The following is an 18,649-nucleotide window of genomic DNA, read 5'->3' as shown; positions in this document are numbered from 1 at the left end:
GGTGCTGGCTCGCTGCCTTGCCACGACGTGACGGAGGTGGCCGTGACGCGACTCCGGAGGGGACGAGCCAGTCAGGGCAGAAATGCGCAGCATGAAGCACCGTGCCGAGCAATCCACGGAATAGCACACCCGAAACGCCAAGCGGCCGAACGGCCCGGCGCCCCACTGGAGTTGTATTCGCCACACTTCCCCAGTCCGTTGGAACCCGATCAAGCGGGGCGAGGAGCGACACTGGCCGTTTTCAAGAATCGCCATCACCGCCAACACCGAGACTGCTCGGACGAGTTACGAGTAGCCCCACGATTAGAGGACGGTCTGGCCCGAGCCGCGGTTCTGTCTACCCGGGCCGGTCCGCGGCCAGGATCAGCTGATCAGGGCACGAGTACGATGCGCCCGCGCAGGCCGCGCGAGGCCAGGGCGTCGTGGGCCGCGGCGGCTTCCGCGAATGGCATCGTCCGGTCCACCCGCAGGGTGAGACCGCCGACGTCCGCGAGCGCAGCCAACTCGGCGAGCCGCACCGTGTCGCTGTGTACCTGGATCTGCGAGATCCGGATCCCACGCTCTGCTCCTGGACCCGCGCCGCGAACGCTGACAAACGCGCCGCCGTCTCGCACTGCACCGATCACTGACCCACCCAAGGCGGCTGCATCGATCAGCCCGTCGACTCCGCCGGAAACGGCTGCGCGGATCGCGGCGGTGGGGTCCTCGGAGCGCGGAACGAAGATGTCGGCCCCGAACTTGCGCACAAGCCCCTCGTCCTGCGGCCCGGCGACGGCGACGGTCCGCAGACCGCGCGCGACCGCCAGTTCGACAAGGTAGCCGCCCACGGCGCCTGCCGCACCGGTGATCGCCACCGTGGCGCCGTCGGCCGCGCCGAGCAGGTCCAGGGCCTGCCAGGCAGTGAGTCCGTTCAGTGGGAGTGTCGCCGCCTCGATTGGACTTGCGTGCCGGGGCGCGGCGGCGACCGCCGTGGCGGGCAGGACGACGTACTCGGCATGCGTGCCCGCCTGGGTGTCTGGCCAGTCGGACAGGCCGATCACGGCGTCGCCAACCGCGAAGCCACGGACACCGCCGCCCAGGGCGTCGATGGTGCCCGCGACATCGAGACCGGGAATGTAGTAGTCCTGTACGGGGACGCGCGAGGCCAGGGCGCCGGACCGGATCAAGGCGTCGGCGGGGTTCAACGCGGCCGCCGCGACCCGGATGCGGATCTGACCGTCACCTGGCTCAGGGGCTGGCACTTCGGCGACGCGGAGCACGTCGGGGCCACCATATTCGGACACGATGACAGCACGCATCTTTACGTCTTCTCTCTGAAGGTGCCCTGACCGGGCAGGTCCCGGCAGGCTGTCCCTGGAACCTGGACGACTGGCTTCTCATTCCGTCGGGGCGGCATGAAAACCAGTCATCTCATCAGGCGGTCGTGTCGGTAGTGGACACGCGTGACCCATGCCCCGGTGTCAGGACATGAACAGCCGAGCGGGAACATTCAGAGTGTGAAGTCAAATTGGGCCCGCGCGGCCTGCTCCGATGCTGCGCTGTGCGGGATCTCCAAGGAACACCTGGGGGCCCTGATCGCCGAGTTGGCCGGTCCGTGGTCGGCGGCCCGGGAAGCCGGGCAGGACGAACGGCGTGGTCATGCCCGGATACGGGCGGCCGGGGCGGGCCCTGACCACCGGCTGGTGTTCACCGATCGGGTGCTGGTGACATTGGTGGCGCTGCGCTGGCAGCTGTCCCACCGAGTGCTGGCGGTGCTGTTCGGAGTGTCCGGCTCCACGGTCGACCGGTCGGTGGCCGAGGTGCGTCCGCTGCTGGCCGCGCGCGGTTTCGCCGTCCCGGACCGGCCCGGGATCCGGCTGCGGACCCTGGCCGACGTGTTCTCCTATGCCGAGCCCGAGGGGATCACGCTGCGGATCGACGGCACCGAGGTCCAGGTTCGCAGGCCCAAGGCACACCGGCCGGGACGGCGGGCGTTCGTCTCAGGCAAGAAGCGACAGAACACTGAGAAGGCCGTCGTCATCAGCGACGGGCAGGGCCGGGGCTTGTGGCTCGGCGCCATCCGGCCCGGGCGGATGCACGACGTCACCCAGGTCCGTAGCGAGGGCATCGAGGAGCAGCTGCGCCTGCACCCCAATGTCCGGGCCGAGGTCGACTCCGGCTGTCAGGGTCTGGCCCGCGACTTCCCCGGACAGGTCAGCGCCCCGCCGAAGAAGCTGGGCCAGGATACCGGGCCGGGCGAGCGCAACTTCTACGACAACACCCGCCACCGCCATTCCCAACAGCGGATCATGGTCGAGCACGCCATCGCCGAGCCGAAGCAGTGGCGGTCACTGCAACGCTGGACCGGCCGCCGAGGCGACCTCCCAGAGGCCATGGCCGCGATCGGCGCCCTGGTCTCAGACCGGGCCGCCAGGCGCATGACCCTCCGCAAGCCAAGCGCCGAGCTGGTCCTCGCCGGCCCGACGGCCTGCTGATCAACCCCCGAGCCGAACCGCCAGGCCGGCACGCCCCGACCGCAATCGTGGGGCTACTCGTAAGTCCTGGGACCGCGCCCTCAAACGCCTCGGCCTTCCCGACTACAACCCGCACGACCTCCGGCACAAGTGGGCCACCGTGCCCCTGAGCAACGGTGTGCCCATCCACGAGGTGTCGCGGTGGATGGGCCACAGCTCCATCAAGATCACGGTGGACCGGTACGGCCACCTCACCCTCGACGGCAGCGAGCGCTGCCGTCAGGTCATCGAGGCCACCTTCGGGGTGCACATGCTCAGCGGATTCCCAGCTCCGCGAGTACCCGGTGCTGAGTTGGTGCTGGCTTAGCCGGGAAGTAGAGGTAGCAGACACCTCCGGAACCGCTCTTGACCTGGCCCTTTGCGTCGTACCGCTTCGTCCGCAGCCAGATGTTCTCGAACTCCCGCCGCCTGTACACCCGCCGGACAGCAGCATCATTCGGAGACGCCGGGTCGTTCGCGATGACATCGCCGGACGGGGTGAAGCCGATGACGGTCATCAGATGGCCGGCGGTGCCGTAGCCCGCGCCGTCGAGTTCGGATTTGAGGAAGGACTGGGACGTTATGACCGGGATTCCGGCGTGGACGAGGCGTTCGGCGTCCGTGAGGGAGGCCAGGCGGGTGATGACGGCTTCGAGGTTGCGGTAGGTGGCGGCGTAGGCGGCGTTGAAGGGCCAGTTGCCGCAGCCTTCGTACTGGTAGTCGTAAGTGTGGCGGGCGGCCTGGCAGACCTGGGGGTCGGTGTAGGCGGGGTTGACCCAGGCGAGGTCCTCGGGGGTGGGCCTGCGGCCCCAGGACTCGATGATCATCTGGGAGGAGGTGGGGCTGCACCAGGCCTCTCCCCCGTTGTCGTACTCCGGGTACTGGCCCTTGTGGATCTCCTGCGAGTAGCGGGGTACGTGCAGCTCCCGGCCCACCCAGGTGGGCTCGGACGGCGGTACCTCGAAACGGTCGGGGATGTCGGAGCCCATGGCGCCGAGCCGCCAGACGGTCGGGGTGAGGCGGGTGCCGGGCCGGCGGTGGAGGGTCACCCGCAGCTGGTACGCGACCAGGCGGAGGCCGCTGGACGGATCGTCGACGGCGAAGGTGTCGGTGGAGATGCTGCTCCTGCCGTCCTTCTGGTCGTCGACGGAGGTACGGCGGATGTCGCCGTCGCCGTCGCCGGACGTCCACCGGCCCATGACGTACCAGGGGGTCCGGCCGCCGCCGCTGTAGGTGCCGCGCAGTTCGACGGCGATCCAGGTGCCGGACGGGGTGTGCGCGTTCCAGGACGCGACGGCCTCGGTGGCCGGGACCTTCAGGGTGTGGGCCGGGCTGGTCCAGGTGGCGTACTCCCAGGCCATGGTCTTGTGGGTGTGCGGGTCCTGGTAGTCGACGGTGCCGACGGGCCGGGCGATACGGATGCCGGGGCGGGCGGCGTGGGCGACGGAGGTGCCGCGGTGGCTGCCGGTGTGCCAGTCGGCGGCGGTGGTCCAGGCGTGATAGTCCACCAGGCTGTTCGGATGGTCCACGAGGTTCTTCGATCTGCGGGGTGCGGCGCTCCGGCCGGTGGCGTCCCCGGCCCGGCCGGTGGTGGCGCCCCCGGCCCGGCCGGTGGCCGTACGGGGCTCATCGGCGGCCTGGGCCAGGGCCACGGGGGCGGCGACACCCGCCGCGGCGGCGAGTGCGGCGGCCAGAACGGTGCGCCGGGGCGCGGAGCTGGTCATAGGTGGTCCCCCAGTCGGCCTACGAATGGCGGTCAATGGCCCAACTATCGCTGCTTCCCGCGCCCTTCGGCCAGCGGTTCGGCGCGCGTCGCCGGAGGAAATATTGGTGTGGACCACTGGCGTACGCTGGTGGGGTGGAAGCGGATCCCGTGGACGAGGACCTGACGGCGCTGGCCGGGCGGCTGCGGGCGCTGCCGGCCTCCTGCGGGCCGGTCCGGCTGATCGCGGTGGACGGGCATGCGGGGTCCGGCAAGAGCACGTTCGCCGGGCGGCTGGCGCAGGCGCTGGGCGGGGCTCCCGTGATGCACACCGATGACCTGGCCACCCATGAGGAGCTCTTCGGCTGGGACGAGCGGTTCCGGGAGCAGGTGGCGGCGCCGCTGTCCCGGGGGGAGTGCGCGCGCTACGAGGTCTATGACTGGGTGCGGCGGGAATTCGGTGAGCGGCGGGAGCTGGCGCCGGCGCCCGTGGTGCTGATCGAGGGCGTCGGCACGGGTCGCCGTGCGCTGCGCCCGTATCTGGCGTGCCTGTTGTGGATGGAATTGGCCCGCGAGCACTCCTGGGAAAGGGGGCAACTCCGTGACGGGCCGGACCTTTCGGCCTTCTGGGATGGCTGGATCCGTGCGGAGCGCCGGCACTTCGCGGCGGATCCCTCGCGTCCGTACGCCGATCTCCTGGTGCACCAGGGGCCGGTGGGGTACGAGGTGTGCCTGGGACAGTCCGGGCGATCGTGATCACCCCCGGATTTGACGCTCCGTAACCACCCACGAGCCGGAACGGCGAGGACAGCGACAGGGTCTTGCCGACTGCCCAACTCGGCTTGACCTAGGGGGCGTACAGGACTTACGTTCTCAATGTGCGGTTCAACGGACCGCCCGCAGATGCGAAGCCCCCGGTTGTTCCCCCGTGATCGGGGGCTTCGTTCTGCGTGAATCCTTCAGGGGAGCCGTTCCGCGGGCCGTCCAAGGCCGCCCGCTCCTCACCCTCGGTCACCGCACTCTTCGCGCCGTTGTCCTGTGCCGTCCCGGCCGCGCTCCCCCGCGCCGCCCTCTTCGGCCCGCACCGATCTCGCGGGTACCATGCGAGTCTGTGCCTGCGCGGAACCCGTACCGCCGTGCGCGCGGCGAGGGGAACGCCCGCCCGCCGTACGCCGGTTGGGGCCGCCGCGGCCCGGCACACACCCGGCGGCGCACACCTCGGGGGGACGTTTTGTGGGGGGACGGGATGGACGTCGGCACGCAGGGCTCGCCCGCCCCGGCCGAACTCGCCTGGCTGCGCGCGGTCGATGCGTACACCGTGGGCGCGTATCCGCAGGCCGAGGAGGAGTTCCGCACCGCGGTCGGGCTCGATCCCACGATGGCCGACGCCTGGCTCGGCCTGCACGCGCTGCGCGCCGACACCGCCACCGCGCTGCTGCGGATGCACCAGCACCGCGACCGCTTCGGCGAGCAGCGCACCCGCCACCGCCGCACCCTCAACTCCTGGTACTGGCTGGGCTGGTGGGTGCAGCCGGTGCTGGAGACCGGCCGCGATCTGCTGCTCGCACACGCCTCCCACTGGCTCGACGGCCGCCATGTCGCCGAGCTGGACCAGGCGTTGGCCGGCTGTCCCCCGGTCGACACCGACCCCCAGGTCCGCTTCCTGCACGCCTGCCGCGCCTATCTCGTCAAGGACTGGGACCAGCTCGTACGGCACACCGAACCGCTGCTGACCGATCCGGTGCTGGGCATCGAGGCGGGGCTGTTCGGCGGGATGGCACGCGTACGGCTGGAGATGTACGCGCAGGCCGAACCGCTGCTGGCCACCGCGCTGATGCGCTGCCGCAGCGAGCAGCCGCAGCGCAAGGAGCTGCGGTACTGGCTCGCCCGCGCGCACGAGGGCACCGGCCGCAGCGCCGCCGCCCTGCCCCTCTACCGTGCGGTGCACCGCGTCGACCGGGCCTTCATGGACACCGCGGCGCGGCTGGCCGCCATCGCCGAGTCGGACGGGCTGGACGACGGCCCCAATCTCGCGGCGGTCTCCGCCTCCGGCGCCGGCCAGGAGGCGGTGGGCGATCTGGACCCGCTGGCGCCGCTGGACCCGGTCGACGGGCGCGAGCTGCTGGCCACCGGCGATCCGGAGGGTCCGGCGGAGGCCGGTGGGCCGCCCGGCGGCGAGGCCGTCGTACGGGCCAAGGCGGCGACACCGGGCCCGCGCGGCGCCGAGCGGCTGCCCACCGGGCCCGCCGATCCGGTGCTGCTGGAGAGGGCGCTGGCCGAGCTGGAGCGGATGGTCGGCATGGAGCCGGTCAAACGGCAGGTGCGGGCGCTGTCGGCGCAGCTGCGGATGGCACGGCTGCGGGCGAGCCAGGGACTTCCCGTTCAGCCGCCCAAGCGGCACTTCGTCTTCTCCGGGCCCTCGGGCACCGGCAAGACGACCGTGGCCCGGATACTGGGGCGGGTCTTCTATGCGCTGGGGCTGCTCGGCGGCGATCATCTCGTGGAGGCGCAACGGGCCGATCTGGTGGGCGAGTTCCTGGGGCAGACCGCGGTCAAGGCGAATGAGCTGATCGATTCGGCGCTGGGCGGGGTGCTGTTCGTCGACGAGGCGTACAGCCTGTCCAACTCCGGCTACAGCAAGGGCGATGCCTACGGGGACGAGGCGCTCCAGGTGCTGCTCAAACGCGCCGAGGACAACCGCGACCGGCTCGTCGTCATCCTGGCGGGCTATCCGGAGGGCATGGACCGGCTGCTCGCCGCCAACCCGGGCCTGTCCTCCCGTTTCACCACCCGCGTCGACTTCCCCAGCTACCGCCCGCTGGAGCTGACCGCGATCGGCGAGGTGCTGGCCGCCGAGAACGGCGACCACTGGGACGAGGAGGCCCTGGAGGAGCTGTGCAGCATCAGCGGCCATGTCGTCGACCAGGGCTGGATCGACGAACTGGGCAACGGCCGCTTTCTGCGCACCCTGTACGAGAAGAGCTGCGCCTACCGGGACCTTCGGCTGTCGACCTGGCGCGGCACCCCGACCCGCGACGACCTCGCCACACTGCGGCTGCCGGATCTGATGCAGGCGTACGGGGAGGTGCTGTCGGGGCGGGGGCCGGAGGTCTGAGGGCGGTGCGGGGACGGCCGCGAGCCGGGCCGTCCCCAGGGTGCCTACCCCGCCAGTGCCGGGTCCTCCTCCAGGGCGGCACGAGGTTCCGGCGTCCGGCGGTGGGCGGGGTCGCGGACCTCGCCCACCAGCATTTCCAGGACGTCCTCCAGGGCCACCAGCCCCAGGACCCGGCCACCGGCGTCGGCGACGGCGGCCAGGTGGGAGGCGGCACGGCGCATGGCGGTCAGGGCGTCGTCCAGGGGGAGTTCGGCGCGCAGCGTGGCCATCGGGTGCCAGACGCGCTGGGGTACTGCGCGGTCGCGTTCCTCCAGGTCGAGCACGTCCTTGACGTGGAGGTAGCCCATGTAGATGCCGCCGGGCGCGCAGACCGGGAAGCGGGAGTAGCCCGTTTTCACGGTCAGTTCCTCCACCTGGCGCGGTGTGACGCCGGTGCCGACGGTGATCAGGGCCGCGCGGTCGAGGAGAACGTCGGTGACGGGGCGGCTGCCCAGCTCCAGGGCGTCCGACAGGCGTTCCTGCTCCTCGGGCTCCAGCAGGCCCGCCTGGCCGGAGTCCTCCACCAGATGGGTCAGCTGCTCACTGGTGAAGACCGCCTCGACCTCGTCCTTCGGCTCGACGCGGAAGAGCCGCAGAATGCCGTGGGCGCAGGCGCCGAGGAGCGCGGTGACCGGCCGGCACAGGCGGGCGAAGGCGACCAGGGTGGGGCTGAACCACAGGGCGGTCTTCTCGGGCGCCGCCATGGCGAGGTTCTTGGGGACCATCTCGCCGATGACGAGGTGGAGGAAGACCACCAGGGCGAGGGCTATGACGTAGCCGAGGGGGTGGATGAGGGCTTCGGGGAGGTGGATCGCCTCGAAGGCCGGTTCCACGAGGGCGGCGACGGTCGGTTCGGCGACCGCGCCGAGGGTCAGGGAGCAGACGGTGATGCCGAACTGGGCGGCGGCCATCATCTGCGGGAGGTTCTCCAGGCCGTGCAGCACCTGCCGGGCCCGTTTGGAGCCGTCCGTGGCCAGCGGCTCGATCTGGCTGCGGCGTACGGAGACGAGGGCGAACTCGGCGCCGACGAAGAATCCGTTGGCGAGGACCAGGAGTATCGCGAACATCAGCTGGGCCAGGCTCATCGCGCCACCTCCGCGGCGAGCGCTGCGGAGGGCACGGCGGCGGTGGCCGTCCGTACGATCCTTATCCGCTCGGCGCGATGGTGGGAGACCAGCCGGACCCGCAGCCGCCAGCCGTCGAGTTCGGCGGTGTCGCCGGGGGCGGGGATCCTGCCGAGTATGTGTGCCACCAGTCCCGCCACCGTCTCGTACGGGCCGTCGGGGGCCTCCAGGCCGATCCGCCGCAGCGTGTCGACCCGGCAGCCGCCGTCGGCGTCCCAGGCGGGGCGGCCGTCCTCGGCCGGGGCCTGGCCCAGTTCGGGGAGGTCCACCCGGTCGTGTTCGTCGCGGACCTCGCCGACGAGTTCCTCGATGATGTCCTCCAAGGTCACCACCCCGGCTGTGCCGCCGTACTCGTCGACGACCACGGCTATCGGCTGCTCGCTGCGCAGGCGCGCCAGGAGCGGCTGGACGGGCAGGGTCTCGGGGACGAGGAGCGGCGGTACGGCGATCCGTACGGCGGGGGTGCGCAGCCGCTCCTGGGCCGGGATGGCCAGGGCGTCCTTGAGGTGGACCATGCCGACGACCTCGTCGAGCCGGGTGCGGTAGACGGGGAAGCGGGACAGTCCGGTGGCGCGGGTGAGGTTGACGACGTCCTCGGCGGTGGCGGACGCCTGGAGGGCGCTGACCCGTACGCGGGGCGTCATCACGTTCTCCGCGGTCAGGTCGGCGAGGGAGAGGGTGCGCACGAAGAGGTCGGCGGTGTCCTGTTCGATCGCACCGGCCTGGGCGGAGTGCCGGGCCAGCGAGACCAGCTCGCCGGGGGTACGGGCGGAGGCCAGCTCATCGGTCGGCTCCACGCCCAGGGCGCGCACCAGGCGGTTGGCGACGGTGTTCAGGAGGGTGATCACCGGGCGGAAGAAGCGGGAGAAGGTGTGCTGCGGGCCGGCGACGAAGCGGGCGACGTGCAGCGGTTTGGAGACCGCCCAGTTCTTGGGGACCAGCTCGCCGATGACCATCTGGAGGGCGGAGGCCAGCAGCATGCCCAGGACGACGGCGACGCCGGGTGCCGCGGCCTGCGGCAGTCCGGCCAGGTGCAGCGGGCCGGTCAGCAGCTCGGCGAGCGCGGGCTCGGCGAGCATGCCGACCACCAGGGAGGTGATGGTGATGCCCAGTTGGGTGCCGGACAGCTGGAAGGAGAGTTCGCGCAGCGCGCTGACGACGGTGGCGGCCCGCCGGTCGCCGTCGGCGGCCGCGCGCTCCGCGTCCGCCTTCTCCACGGTGATCAGGCCGAATTCGGCGGCCACGAAGAAGCCGTTGGCCAGGATCAGGACGAGGGCCGCCGCAAGCAGGAGCAGGGGGCCGGTCATGCCGCCGCCTCCCCGGTATGCGGTGGCTCCAGGGGGGCGGCGCAGGTACTACAGGGCGATCCGTCCATTGCCGGAGGGATTCACTCCTCGGTTCGCAGGGTGGGCCGCGCAAGGGCACGGCCGGGACGCATGATGCGTCCCGGAGAACAGAGTAACGACCTGGGGAGCAATAGGGACCGGAAGAAGGAGCGGCGTCCGGTGCGGTCGATCGCAAGGCGCCGGAAGGTCCTCGTAGCGGAGCTACTAGGACATTTCGGCAACGCCGCGAGCGGCCGTGCCGGACGCCGCGACGCCGGTCCCTATTGCTCCCCAGGTCGTAAACAGCCGGGCCCGCATTAGGGCAGGCTCACCCGGCCGTGGGGTCGCCGGTGCCGTGGGTATCGGCGAGCTGCCGCAGGGCGCGGGCGTCGCGCAGGGCCGCCTCCCGGGCGATACCGGGCTGAATGCCCATGACGGGCAGGCTGGTGCCGTCGGCGAGGTCGAGGGTGACCCATGGGTCACCCGCCCTGAGGTTGACCCGCAGCACCTGGGGCCAGGCCAGCTCGCGCCGGGTGGTGAGGTTGACGACGGTCAGGCCCTCCTGCCGGGCGTCCACCCTGGGGCGGGCGAGCAGCAGGAGGACGGCCAGCACCAGCAGGCCCGTGACGACGAAGCTGATCCGCTCGCCGCCGGTCAGCCTCGGCAGCGCCAGCGCGATGGCCGTCAGGGCGGCGAGCTGGGCGAGGCCGACGGTGTACAGGACGGCCCGGGTGCGGGTGGGCCGGAAGGTCACCGGGAGGCTGGGCAGAGACGGGGATACGGGTTCGGCGGACACGTCGTCGGTCTTCCGTGGGTGGGGATGGGGGTCCCCCCTGCTCATGGGGTCCCCCCCCGCTCGAGCGAAGTCGGGAGTGGGGGGAGGAGTCGAGAGCTCGGGGGAGGGCGGTCAGAGCCGGCAGGCGTGGATGCCGGTGGTCAGGATCGCGCGGGCACCGAGGTCGTAGAGCTCGTCCATGATCCGCTGGGCGTCCTTGGAGGGGACCATCGAGCGGACCGCGACCCAGCCCTCGTGGTGCAGCGGGGAGACGGTGGGCGACTCCAGGCCGGGGGTGAGGGCGACGGCCTTCTCGACGTGCTCGACGCGGATGTCGTAGTCCATCATCACGTAGCGGCGGGCCACCAGGACGCCCTGCATACGGCGGAGGAACTGGCGGACCTTCGGGTCGTCCTCGGGGGCGCCGGTGCCGCGGATGACCACGGCCTCGGACTTGAGGATCGGCTCGCCGATGATCTCCAGACCGGCGTTGCGCAGCGTGGTGCCGGTCTCGACGACATCCGCGATGATCTCGGCGACACCGAGCTGGATGGCGGTCTCCACGGCCCCGTCGAGGTGGACGACGGAGGCATCCACCCCGTTGTCGGCGAGGTGCTGGGTGACCAGGCCGGAGAAGGAGGTGGCGATCGTCATCCCGCCGAACTCGGTGACGTCCTTGGCCGTGCCCGGACGGGTGGCGTAGCGGAAGGTCGAGCCGGCGAAGCCCAGCTGGAGGATCTCCTCGGCGTCGGCGCCGGAGTCCAGCAGCAGATCGCGGCCGGTGATGCCGATGTCGAGCTTGCCGGAGCCGACGTAGACGGCGATGTCCCGCGGGCGCAGGAAGAAGAACTCGACCTCGTTCTCGGCGTCGACCAGGACCAGTTCCCGGCGGTCCTTGCGCTGGCGGTAGCCGGCCTCATGCAGCATCGCCGACGCAGGCTCGGACAGTGAACCCTTGTTGGGGACAGCGATGCGCAGCATGAGAGTGAATTCCTTTACCGGTAAAGGGAGTTGGGCTGGTGCAGGGGGTGGTGGCCTACAGGTGGGCGTAGACGTCGTCCAGGGAGATTCCCTTGGCGAGCATCATCACCTGAAGGTGGTAGAGGAGCTGGGAGATCTCCTCGGCGGCGGCCTCGTCGGATTCGTACTCCGCGGCCATCCAGACCTCGGCGGCCTCTTCGACGACCTTCTTGCCGATGGTATGGACACCGGCCTGCACCAGCTCGGCGGTGCGGGAGGTCGCGGGGTCGCCGGTGGCGGCCTTCTGCTGGAGCTCGGCGAAGAGCTCCTCGAACGTCTTCTTGGACATGGTGACGCCTACCCTACGCGGTCGCCCGGCCCCGGTCAGCGCCAGGGCTCGGAGACCGAGCGCAGGGTGGCGGCGGTGGCGACCGCGGCGGTGACCGCTTCGTGCCCCTTGTCCTCGGTCGATCCCTCGATGCCCGCGCGGTCCAGGGCCTGCTCGTCGGTGTCGCAGGTCAGCACGCCGAAGCCGACGGGGACGCCGGTGTCCACCGCGACCTGCGTCAGGCCCTGGGTGACGCCCTGGCAGACGTAGTCGAAGTGCGGGGTGCCGCCGCGGATGACCACGCCGAGCGCGACGATCGCGTCATAGCCGCGGCCGGCCAGGACCTTGGCGACGACCGGGAGCTCGAAGGTGCCGGGCACCCGCAGCAGCGTCGGCTCGTCGATGCCCAGCTCGGTCAGGGCGCGCAGCGCGCCGTCGACCAGGCCGTCCATCACCTTCTCGTGCCACTGGGCGGCGATCACGGCGACCCGCAGATCGCCACAGTTCTTCACGGTCAGTTCGGGTGCGCCCTTGCCGCTCACGGTTCTCCTCGTACGGGTGATGGTGGGGTGGTGTGCTGACGAGTGGGGGGTCCGGCCGGGTTACCGGCCCGGTCATTGGCCCAGTTACTGGTCCGGTTACTGGTCCGGTTACTGGTCGCCGCAAGTGGTGGCGCTACCAGGGGGCGCGGCGTCAGCCGCTCCAGTGGAGCCGGTGCTTGCACCGGGAAGCCAGGGCAGGTCGTGGCCCATGCGGTCCCGCTTGGTGCGCAGATACCGCAGATTGTGCTCGCCGGCCTGGACGGGCATCGGCTCGCGGCCGGTGACCTTCAGGCCGTGCCGCACCAGGGCGGTGGTCTTCTCCGGGTTGTTGGTCATCAGGCGCAGCGAGCGCACGCCCAGGTCCTGGAGCATCTGCGCACCCGCGGCGTAGTCGCGGGAGTCGGCGGGCAGCCCCAGTTCGAGGTTGGCGTCGAGGGTGTCGCGGCCGCGCTCCTGGAGTTCGTAGGCGCGCAGCTTGGAGAGCAGGCCGATGCCGCGGCCCTCGTGACCGCGCAGGTAGATGACCACGCCGCGGCCGGCCTCGGTGATCCGCTCCAGTGACGCCTCCAGCTGCGGGCCGCAGTCGCAGCGCAGCGAGTGGAAGATGTCGCCGGTCAGGCATTCGGAGTGGACCCGGACCAGGACGTCCTGGCCGTCGCCGATCTCGCCGGCGACCAGCGCGATGTGCTCGACACCGTCGACGGTGGAACGGTAGCCGTACGCGGTGAACTCGCCGTGCGCGGTCGGCAGCCGGGTGGTGGCCTCGCGGCGGACGGTGGGCTCCGACGCCCGGCGGTAGGCGATCAGGTCCTCGATGGAGATGATCGCCAGGCCGTGCTTACGGGCGAAGGGGACCAGCTCGGGCAGGCGCAGCATGGCGCCGTCCTCGCCGGCGATCTCCACGATGGCGGCCGCCGGGCGCAGGCCCGCCAGCCGGGCGAGGTCCACGCCGGCCTCGGTGTGGCCGTTGCGCACCAGGACGCCACCGGGCTTGGCTCGCAGCGGGAAGATGTGGCCCGGCCGGACGAAGTCGGTGGGGGCCGCGTCACCGGAGGCCAGCATCCGCAGGGTGGTGGCGCGGTCGGCGGCGGAGATGCCGGTGGTCACGCCGTGGGCGGCGGTGGCGTCGACGGAGACGGTGAACGCGGTCTGCATCGACTCGGTGTTGTGCACGACCATCTGCGGGAGTTCCAGCCGGTCCAGTTCGTCGCCCTCCAGGGGGGCGCAGATCAGTCCGCGGCATTCGCTCATCATGAACGCGACGATCTCGGGGGTGGCCTTCTCGGCGGCGACGACGAGGTCGCCCTCGTTCTCGCGGTTCTCGTCGTCCACGACGACGACGGGGCGGCCGGCGGCGATATCGGCGATGGCCCGTTCGACGGGGTCCAGCACCAGGTTCTCGGCGGCCTCCGCCTCGTACCAGTTCTGCAGTGCGGTCATGCCGCTGCTCCTTCCAGGACGGGGCGCGTGGCGGCGCGCGAGCGCAGCCACCAGTCGCGCAGTCCCCACACGACGAGGGCGAGATAGACGACGTAGACGAGACCGGAGAAGGCGAGTCCGCTGCTGAAGGCGAGGGGGACGCCGACGACGTCGACCAGCAGCCAGGCGAACCAGAACTCGACCAGACCGCGGGCCTGGGCGACCATCGCGGCGACGGTGCCGACGAAGATGTACGCGTCCGGCCAGGGGTTCCAGGACAGTTGCGGGAGCAGGGTGAACAGGGTGCCGACGGCCGCGGTGCCCAGGGCCGTACCGCCGATCAGCAGCCCGCGCTCGCGCCGGCTCGCGAACCGTACGGCGATCGAGCCGTCCTGCGCCTGCTGCCGGCCGCGCTGCCACTGCCGCCAGCCCCACAGCGCCACGCCGATGACGAGCAGCTGCTTGCCGATGCCGCCGCTGAGGTGGGCGGAGGCGTAGGCGGCGACGAGGACGAGGCCGGAGAGGAACTGGGCGGGCCAGGTCCACAGGGAGCGCCGCCAGCCGAGGGCGAGGGCGGCCAGGCCGATGGTGTTGCCGGCCATGTCCGACCAGATGACGTGCTGTCCGAAGGCCGTGAACGCCACGCCGTTCAGCCAGCCGAATGCGCTCAACGGTCCATCTCCAAAACCTCTTCGAGGTCCTTGAGGTCCTCGGCGCCCCGGCCGAGCAGCCGCTCGACGTACTTGGCGAGGATGTCGACCTCAAGGTTGACGGGATCGCCGACCTGCTTGATGCCCAGGGTGGTCAGGTCGAGCGTGGTGGGGATGAGGCTGATGGTGAAGTAGTCGTCGCCGGCCTCGACGACGGTCAGGCTGACGCCGTCGACGGTGATGGAGCCCTTCTCGACGACGTACCGGGCCAGCGCGGCCGGGAGCGCGATCTTGACGAGCTCCCAGTGTTCGGCCGGGGTGCGTGCGGCGATGGTGCCGGTGCCGTCGACATGCCCCTGGACGAGGTGCCCGCCGAGCCGTCCGCCGAGCGCCATCGGGCGCTCCAGGTTGACCCGCGAGCCGGCGCTCAGCGCGCCGAGGCTGGAGCGGTCCAGCGTCTCGGCCATCACATCGGCGGTGAATTCCCCGTCGGCGGTGTCCACGACGGTCAGACAGACACCGTTGACCGCGATCGAGTCGCCGTGCTTCGCGTCCGCGGTGACGACGGGGCCGCGCAGGGTGAATCGAGCAGCGCGCGTGGGGGCACCCCCAGCGTTAGCTGGGGGACTGTCGCCGAGGTCCTCCACGGCGACGACCTCGCCCAGTTCTTCGACGATTCCGGTGAACATGTCAGTTCTCCTCGGGAAGGGCGGGACGGATGGGGGTGGCGGTGATGCGCAGATCGGGGCCGAGCCGTTCGGTGTCGGTCACGTCGAGCCGCAACGCCTGGCTGATGGTGGTGATTCCGGCGTCGGCGAGGACGGCCGGTCCGGCGCCCAGCAGGGCGGGCGCCAGATAGCCGACGACCTTGTCGACGGCGTGGGCGGCGAGAAAGGCCCCGGCGAGCGTGGGCCCGCCTTCGAGGAGTACGGAGCGCACCTCGCGCGCGTACAGGGCCTTGAGCAGTGCGGGGATGTCCAGGCCGCGGCCGCCGGCGGCGCGCGGCAGCCGCAGCAGCGGGGCGAGGCCGTCGAGGTGGGCGGCGTCCGCGTCCTCGGCGACGGCGATGAGGGTGGGCGCGGTGCCGTCCAGGACGCGGGCGCCGGCCTTGACGACGGTGGCGCCGGAGTCGACGACGACCCGCAGCGGCTGGCTGATCTCGTCGTCGGACAGTCCGGCGATCCGGGCGCCGAGCTGCGGGTCGTCGGCGCGGGCGGTGCCGGAGCCGACGATCACCGCATCGGCCGCGGCGCGCAGCCGGTGGACGTCGGCGCGCGACTGCGGCGAGGAGATCCAGCGGCTGGTGCCGTCGGCGGCAGCGATCCGGCCGTCAAGGGTGGCGGCGTACTTCCACAGCACGAACGGGCGGTGGCGCAGCACGGCGGTCAGCCATGCCTCGTTGCCCGCGGCGGCCTCGTCGGCGAGCAGACCGCCCTCGACGTCCACCCCGGCCTCGGCCAGGGTGACGGCGCCGCCGGTGGCGGTCGGGTCGGGATCGGCGACGGCGTAGACCACCCGGGCGATTCCGGCGTCGATGAGCGCCTGGGCGCAGGGGCCGGTGCGGCCGGTGTGGTTGCAGGGTTCGAGGGTGACGACGGCGGTGCCGCCGCGGGCCCGCTCGCCGGCCGCGCGCAGGGCATGGACCTCGGCATGCGGGCCGCCGGCGCGCTGGTGCCAGCCCTCGCCGGCCGTACGGCCCGCGGAGTCCAGGACGACGCAGCCGACGACCGGATTCGGGCTGGTGTGCCCCAGGCCGCGCGCCGCGAGCTCAAGGGCTCGGCGCATCGCCGCGGTCTCATCGGGGGCTGCGGTGGCCACCGGGTCCTCCTGCCTCATCGGGCACGGACTCCGGGGCTGTCTGGACGACAGAAAACGGGAACGGAGCAACGGGGACACCGAACCGGAAGGCGTCGAACCCGTCCGGATACGACCGGACGCGCCGCCGACGGCGGTGTACCGAGCTCGCCCGCCGCGCACTGCCTCCCATCCGGACTTTCACCGTCGGTGCAGGAATTTCACCTGCTCAACCGGCCGCTGGCTGCGGACGGGTCGCGGACTGTAACCGCCGGTTCGGAATTACACCGACCCCGGAGTGCGCTGCTGCTCTTATGTCAGTACAGCTTCAGTCTGCCACGACTGATCGTCGGCCATGCGGGCGAGGGCCTGTGGGGTGGCTCACAGGGGGCGCGGGCGCGTCGGTCGTCACGGACGGGGCGCCTGCGTCGTCACAGTGGGAAACCCCACCTCACATCCACTTCTGCCCCTGCTGGCATCCCCTTCCGAGGACTGATCTGCACATGGCGACAATTCTGGTGACCGGCGGCACGGGCACGCTCGGACGGCCCCTGATCGACCGGCTGCTCGGCGACGGCCATGATGTGCGCTCGCTGAGCCGGCGGCCGCACACCGGCCGGGAGCGACCGCGGCTGCGCTCGTACGCGGTCGATCTGCGCGACGGCACCGGGCTGGACGAGGCGCTGGCCGGGGTGGACGCCGTCGTGCACTGCGCCACGGCCCCGGCGGGCGGCGACACCGAGGCGGCGGGCCGGCTGATCGACGCCGCGAAGGCGGCCGCCGTGCCGCACCTCGTCTACATCTCCATCGTCGGCATCGACCGGGTCCCGCTGCGCTACTACCGCGCCAAGCTCGCGGTGGAGCGGCTGATCGAGGACTCCGGGCTCGGCTGGAGCGTGCTGCGCACCACGCAGTTCCACGATCTGGTGCTGATGCTGGTGAAGGCGGGGGCGCGCTCGCCGGTACTGCCGGTGCCGGCGGGTGTGCGGGTGCAGCCGGTCGACGTCCGGGAGGTCGCCGTCCGGCTGGCCGGGCTGGCGGCCGGCGCACCGGCCGGACGGGTCGCCGATTTCGGCGGACCCGAGGTGCTCGACGCCCGGGACCTGGTCCGGGCCACCCTGGAGGCGGGCGGACGGCGCCGGCTGCTGATGCCCCTGTGGCTGCCGGGCGGGACGTTCGCCGCACTGCGGCGGGGCGGGATCCTCACCCCGGAGCATGCGGACGGGACGCGCACCTATGCGGAGTTCCTGGCGGAGCGGGGAGGGACACCCAACTGACGCCCGGTGCCGGGCAGTTGGTCCTCGTGACGGCGGTCTGGTTGCTGCCCGCGGCGGAGAAACACCTGGCGGCGCCGGCCGGTGACCTGGGACGCTTCCGGGCGGCGCCGTCACCCACCCGCCGTTGCCCAGGAGCAGCCATGACCACCGCAGCCGAGCCCTTCCGCTTCCCGCCGGAACCGGTGCGCAACGTCCGCATCAGGCACGTCTGCCAGACCTCGTGCGGCGGCCCGTTCGCCATCGTCACCCTGGACTTCGAACCGCTGCCGGACGAGGAGTTCGCCCCCGTCGCCTTCGACTGGCCGGTACGCGACCGGCAGCACAACCGGGATCTGAGCGGCCGCTCCCGCTACCCGCGGGAGTGGCTGCCGGACGACCTGGCACAGGCGCTGGAAGAGGGCGTCACCCAGGCCCTGCGCGCGCTGCCGCCGGACATCCGGCCGGCGGCCTGGTGCACCGTCACCGAGGCCGTCTGGCACGAAGTCGACTCCCACGAGCGGGGATTCCGGCAGGCCGGCGTGATGGCCGTACGGGAGGCCCTCCGCCGCTGCGGACGGTGACGCGGGCGGATGGTGGGCTCGGGGGGCCGAGGCTCAGGCGGCCTCCGCCGCCGCCTCCGGGCGTCGTAGGGCGTCGGCTGTTGCGCGGGCGCGGTCCGACCACGGGGTGGGGCGCATCGTGGCGAAGTCCACGCGGACCAGGACCCGGTGGCCCTGGGCATAGGTCTCGGTGCCGTCGGCCGAGCAGACCCGGAAGCCGTAGGTCAGCCCGGTGCGGCCGAGGCGTTCGATCCAGAGGTGGGCGGCGTAGCGGCCGGCGCGGGTGATCGGGCGTTCGTAGGCCAGGCGCATCTCCTTGATGACGTTGCACATGTCCCCCGCGGCGGCCCAGTCGCCGTCGAAGGAGAAACCCTGGGCGTGCCAGTACTCGCCCCAGGCGCGCTCGACCAGCAGCGGATAGCGGGAGTTGTGCAGCATGCCGAGCGCGTCGAGGTCGTCGAAGTGGACGGTGACGGGGACCAGCCGGCCGTAGGGGACGGCGTCCGGGGCGGGGTCGGCGGCCTGGAGGGATTCGACGCTCACGGGTGGTGCTCCTGGGGTACGTGCG

18 protein-coding genes, 1 pseudogene and 1 riboswitch are annotated in these 18,649 nt (G+C 71.8%); of the genes and pseudogenes, 6 read left to right on the top strand and 13 right to left on the bottom strand.

Annotated elements, in window-relative coordinates:
• Nucleotides 1–371 precede the first annotated feature (371 nt).
• The gene (locus SNA_RS13230) at nucleotides 372–1,298 is read right to left on the bottom strand and encodes an NADP-dependent oxidoreductase (protein ID WP_030063365.1); all 927 of its coding nucleotides are present in this window, start codon (nucleotides 1,296–1,298) and stop codon (nucleotides 372–374) included.
• Nucleotides 1,299–1,496: 198 nt separating this feature from the next.
• On the opposite strand from SNA_RS13230, the gene SNA_RS13225 reads away from it, so the two are divergent.
• On the top strand, nucleotides 1,497–2,474 hold the full coding sequence (locus SNA_RS13225) for a transposase family protein (RefSeq protein WP_044365101.1): 978 nt from the start codon (nucleotides 1,497–1,499) through the stop codon (nucleotides 2,472–2,474).
• Between the two features lie 55 nt (nucleotides 2,475–2,529).
• Nucleotides 2,530–2,820: pseudogene (locus SNA_RS39440) on the top strand (tyrosine-type recombinase/integrase); the annotation flags it as partial.
• On the opposite strand, the gene SNA_RS13220 reads toward SNA_RS39440, so the two are convergent.
• Nucleotides 2,768–4,216 carry a peptidase C39 family protein gene (locus tag SNA_RS13220; RefSeq protein WP_044365099.1) on the bottom strand — a complete coding sequence of 483 codons (1,449 nt, stop codon included), beginning with the start codon at nucleotides 4,214–4,216 and terminating at the stop codon, nucleotides 2,768–2,770. The pseudogene SNA_RS39440 and the gene SNA_RS13220 overlap by 53 nt on opposite strands.
• 134 nt (nucleotides 4,217–4,350) lie before the next feature.
• Here SNA_RS13220 and SNA_RS41205 point away from each other — a divergent pair, with 134 nt between their 5' ends.
• Both SNA_RS41205 and SNA_RS13210 read left to right on the top strand, forming a co-directional pair.
• A complete protein-coding gene (locus tag SNA_RS41205) occupies nucleotides 4,351–4,950 on the top strand; it encodes a uridine kinase family protein (protein WP_044365097.1) in 600 nt (199 codons plus the stop codon).
• A gap of 490 nt (nucleotides 4,951–5,440) precedes the next feature.
• Nucleotides 5,441–7,309 carry an AAA family ATPase gene (locus SNA_RS13210; RefSeq protein WP_044365094.1) on the top strand — a complete coding sequence of 623 codons (1,869 nt, stop codon included), beginning with the start codon at nucleotides 5,441–5,443 and terminating at the stop codon, nucleotides 7,307–7,309.
• A 44-nt stretch (nucleotides 7,310–7,353) separates the two neighbouring features.
• Here SNA_RS13210 and SNA_RS13205 read toward each other — a convergent pair whose 3' ends face one another.
• The 10 genes from SNA_RS13205 to ribD form a co-directional block, all read right to left on the bottom strand.
• Nucleotides 7,354–8,433, bottom strand: coding sequence for a hemolysin family protein (locus tag SNA_RS13205; protein ID WP_030067222.1), 1,080 nt, complete (start codon nucleotides 8,431–8,433; stop codon nucleotides 7,354–7,356).
• Nucleotides 8,430–9,779 (bottom strand): hemolysin family protein, encoded by a 1,350-nt coding sequence (locus SNA_RS13200; RefSeq protein WP_044365091.1) that lies wholly within the window; start codon nucleotides 9,777–9,779, stop codon nucleotides 8,430–8,432. Before SNA_RS13200 ends, SNA_RS13205 begins: the two co-directional genes overlap by 4 nt.
• Before the next feature lie 346 nt (nucleotides 9,780–10,125).
• Entirely contained in the window at nucleotides 10,126–10,638 is a 513-nt protein-coding gene (locus tag SNA_RS13195; protein ID WP_044365089.1) for a PH domain-containing protein, read from the bottom strand.
• A gap of 66 nt (nucleotides 10,639–10,704) precedes the next feature.
• Nucleotides 10,705–11,553, bottom strand: a complete 849-nt coding sequence (hisG, locus tag SNA_RS13190) for an ATP phosphoribosyltransferase (RefSeq protein ID WP_030067219.1) — start codon at nucleotides 11,551–11,553, stop codon at nucleotides 10,705–10,707.
• 55 nt (nucleotides 11,554–11,608) lie between these two features.
• Nucleotides 11,609–11,881: a phosphoribosyl-ATP diphosphatase gene (locus SNA_RS13185; protein ID WP_030067218.1), complete on the bottom strand. Its 273-nt coding sequence runs from the start codon at nucleotides 11,879–11,881 to the stop codon at nucleotides 11,609–11,611.
• A 35-nt stretch (nucleotides 11,882–11,916) separates the two neighbouring features.
• Entirely contained in the window at nucleotides 11,917–12,402 is a 486-nt protein-coding gene (gene ribH, locus SNA_RS13180; protein WP_030067217.1) for a 6,7-dimethyl-8-ribityllumazine synthase, read from the bottom strand.
• Between the two features lie 108 nt (nucleotides 12,403–12,510).
• Nucleotides 12,511–13,842: a bifunctional 3,4-dihydroxy-2-butanone-4-phosphate synthase/GTP cyclohydrolase II gene (locus SNA_RS13175; protein ID WP_044365086.1), complete on the bottom strand. Its 1,332-nt coding sequence runs from the start codon at nucleotides 13,840–13,842 to the stop codon at nucleotides 12,511–12,513.
• Nucleotides 13,839–14,492 (bottom strand): nicotinamide mononucleotide transporter family protein, encoded by a 654-nt coding sequence (locus SNA_RS13170; protein ID WP_044365083.1) that lies wholly within the window; start codon nucleotides 14,490–14,492, stop codon nucleotides 13,839–13,841. Before SNA_RS13170 ends, SNA_RS13175 begins: the two co-directional genes overlap by 4 nt.
• The gene (locus SNA_RS13165) at nucleotides 14,489–15,160 is read right to left on the bottom strand and encodes a riboflavin synthase (protein WP_030067214.1); all 672 of its coding nucleotides are present in this window, start codon (nucleotides 15,158–15,160) and stop codon (nucleotides 14,489–14,491) included. The genes SNA_RS13170 and SNA_RS13165 overlap by 4 nt, the downstream gene beginning before the upstream one ends.
• Nucleotide 15,161: 1 nt before the next feature.
• Nucleotides 15,162–16,307 (bottom strand): bifunctional diaminohydroxyphosphoribosylaminopyrimidine deaminase/5-amino-6-(5-phosphoribosylamino)uracil reductase RibD, encoded by a 1,146-nt coding sequence (ribD, locus tag SNA_RS13160; RefSeq protein ID WP_104531967.1) that lies wholly within the window; start codon nucleotides 16,305–16,307, stop codon nucleotides 15,162–15,164.
• Nucleotides 16,308–16,440: 133 nt separating this feature from the next.
• Nucleotides 16,441–16,571, bottom strand: a riboswitch (FMN riboswitch).
• Between the two features lie 197 nt (nucleotides 16,572–16,768).
• On the opposite strand from ribD, the gene SNA_RS13155 reads away from it, so the two are divergent.
• Both SNA_RS13155 and SNA_RS13150 read left to right on the top strand, forming a co-directional pair.
• The gene (locus SNA_RS13155; protein ID WP_044365079.1) at nucleotides 16,769–17,542 is read left to right on the top strand and encodes an SDR family oxidoreductase; all 774 of its coding nucleotides are present in this window, start codon (nucleotides 16,769–16,771) and stop codon (nucleotides 17,540–17,542) included.
• 140 nt (nucleotides 17,543–17,682) lie between these two features.
• The gene (locus SNA_RS13150; protein ID WP_051877352.1) at nucleotides 17,683–18,102 is read left to right on the top strand and encodes a hypothetical protein; all 420 of its coding nucleotides are present in this window, start codon (nucleotides 17,683–17,685) and stop codon (nucleotides 18,100–18,102) included.
• 33 nt (nucleotides 18,103–18,135) lie between these two features.
• Here SNA_RS13150 and SNA_RS13145 read toward each other — a convergent pair whose 3' ends face one another.
• Nucleotides 18,136–18,624: an acyl-CoA thioesterase gene (locus SNA_RS13145; protein WP_030067209.1), complete on the bottom strand. Its 489-nt coding sequence runs from the start codon at nucleotides 18,622–18,624 to the stop codon at nucleotides 18,136–18,138.
• Nucleotides 18,625–18,649 lie beyond the last annotated feature (25 nt).

Source organism: Streptomyces natalensis ATCC 27448 (assembly GCF_000935125.1).
GTDB classification, from domain to species: Bacteria; Actinomycetota; Actinomycetes; order Streptomycetales; family Streptomycetaceae; genus Streptomyces; species Streptomyces natalensis.
The sequence above is the reverse complement of the archived record's forward strand: the minus strand, read 5'-3'. Positions and strand labels throughout refer to the sequence as shown.

Excerpts from the sequence above, each read along its gene's own strand:
- SNA_RS13230 (WP_030063365.1), bottom strand. The coding sequence starts at position 1,298 with ATGCGTGCTGTCATCGTGTCCGAATATGGTGGCCCCGACGTGCTCCGC.
- SNA_RS13220 (WP_044365099.1), bottom strand. The coding sequence starts at position 4,216 with ATGACCAGCTCCGCGCCCCGGCGCACCGTTCTGGCCGCCGCACTCGCC.
- SNA_RS13210 (WP_044365094.1), top strand. The coding sequence starts at position 5,441 with ATGGACGTCGGCACGCAGGGCTCGCCCGCCCCGGCCGAACTCGCCTGG.
- SNA_RS13205 (WP_030067222.1), bottom strand. The coding sequence starts at position 8,433 with ATGAGCCTGGCCCAGCTGATGTTCGCGATACTCCTGGTCCTCGCCAAC.
- SNA_RS13200 (WP_044365091.1), bottom strand. The coding sequence starts at position 9,779 with ATGACCGGCCCCCTGCTCCTGCTTGCGGCGGCCCTCGTCCTGATCCTG.
- SNA_RS13195 (WP_044365089.1), bottom strand. The coding sequence starts at position 10,638 with ATGAGCAGGGGGGACCCCCATCCCCACCCACGGAAGACCGACGACGTG.
- hisG (WP_030067219.1), bottom strand. The coding sequence starts at position 11,553 with ATGCTGCGCATCGCTGTCCCCAACAAGGGTTCACTGTCCGAGCCTGCG.
- SNA_RS13185 (WP_030067218.1), bottom strand. The coding sequence starts at position 11,881 with ATGTCCAAGAAGACGTTCGAGGAGCTCTTCGCCGAGCTCCAGCAGAAG.
- SNA_RS13175 (WP_044365086.1), bottom strand. The coding sequence starts at position 13,842 with ATGACCGCACTGCAGAACTGGTACGAGGCGGAGGCCGCCGAGAACCTG.
- SNA_RS13165 (WP_030067214.1), bottom strand. The coding sequence starts at position 15,160 with ATGTTCACCGGAATCGTCGAAGAACTGGGCGAGGTCGTCGCCGTGGAG.
- ribD (WP_104531967.1), bottom strand. The coding sequence starts at position 16,307 with ATGAGGCAGGAGGACCCGGTGGCCACCGCAGCCCCCGATGAGACCGCG.
- SNA_RS13155 (WP_044365079.1), top strand. The coding sequence starts at position 16,769 with ATGGCGACAATTCTGGTGACCGGCGGCACGGGCACGCTCGGACGGCCC.
- SNA_RS13150 (WP_051877352.1), top strand. The coding sequence starts at position 17,683 with ATGACCACCGCAGCCGAGCCCTTCCGCTTCCCGCCGGAACCGGTGCGC.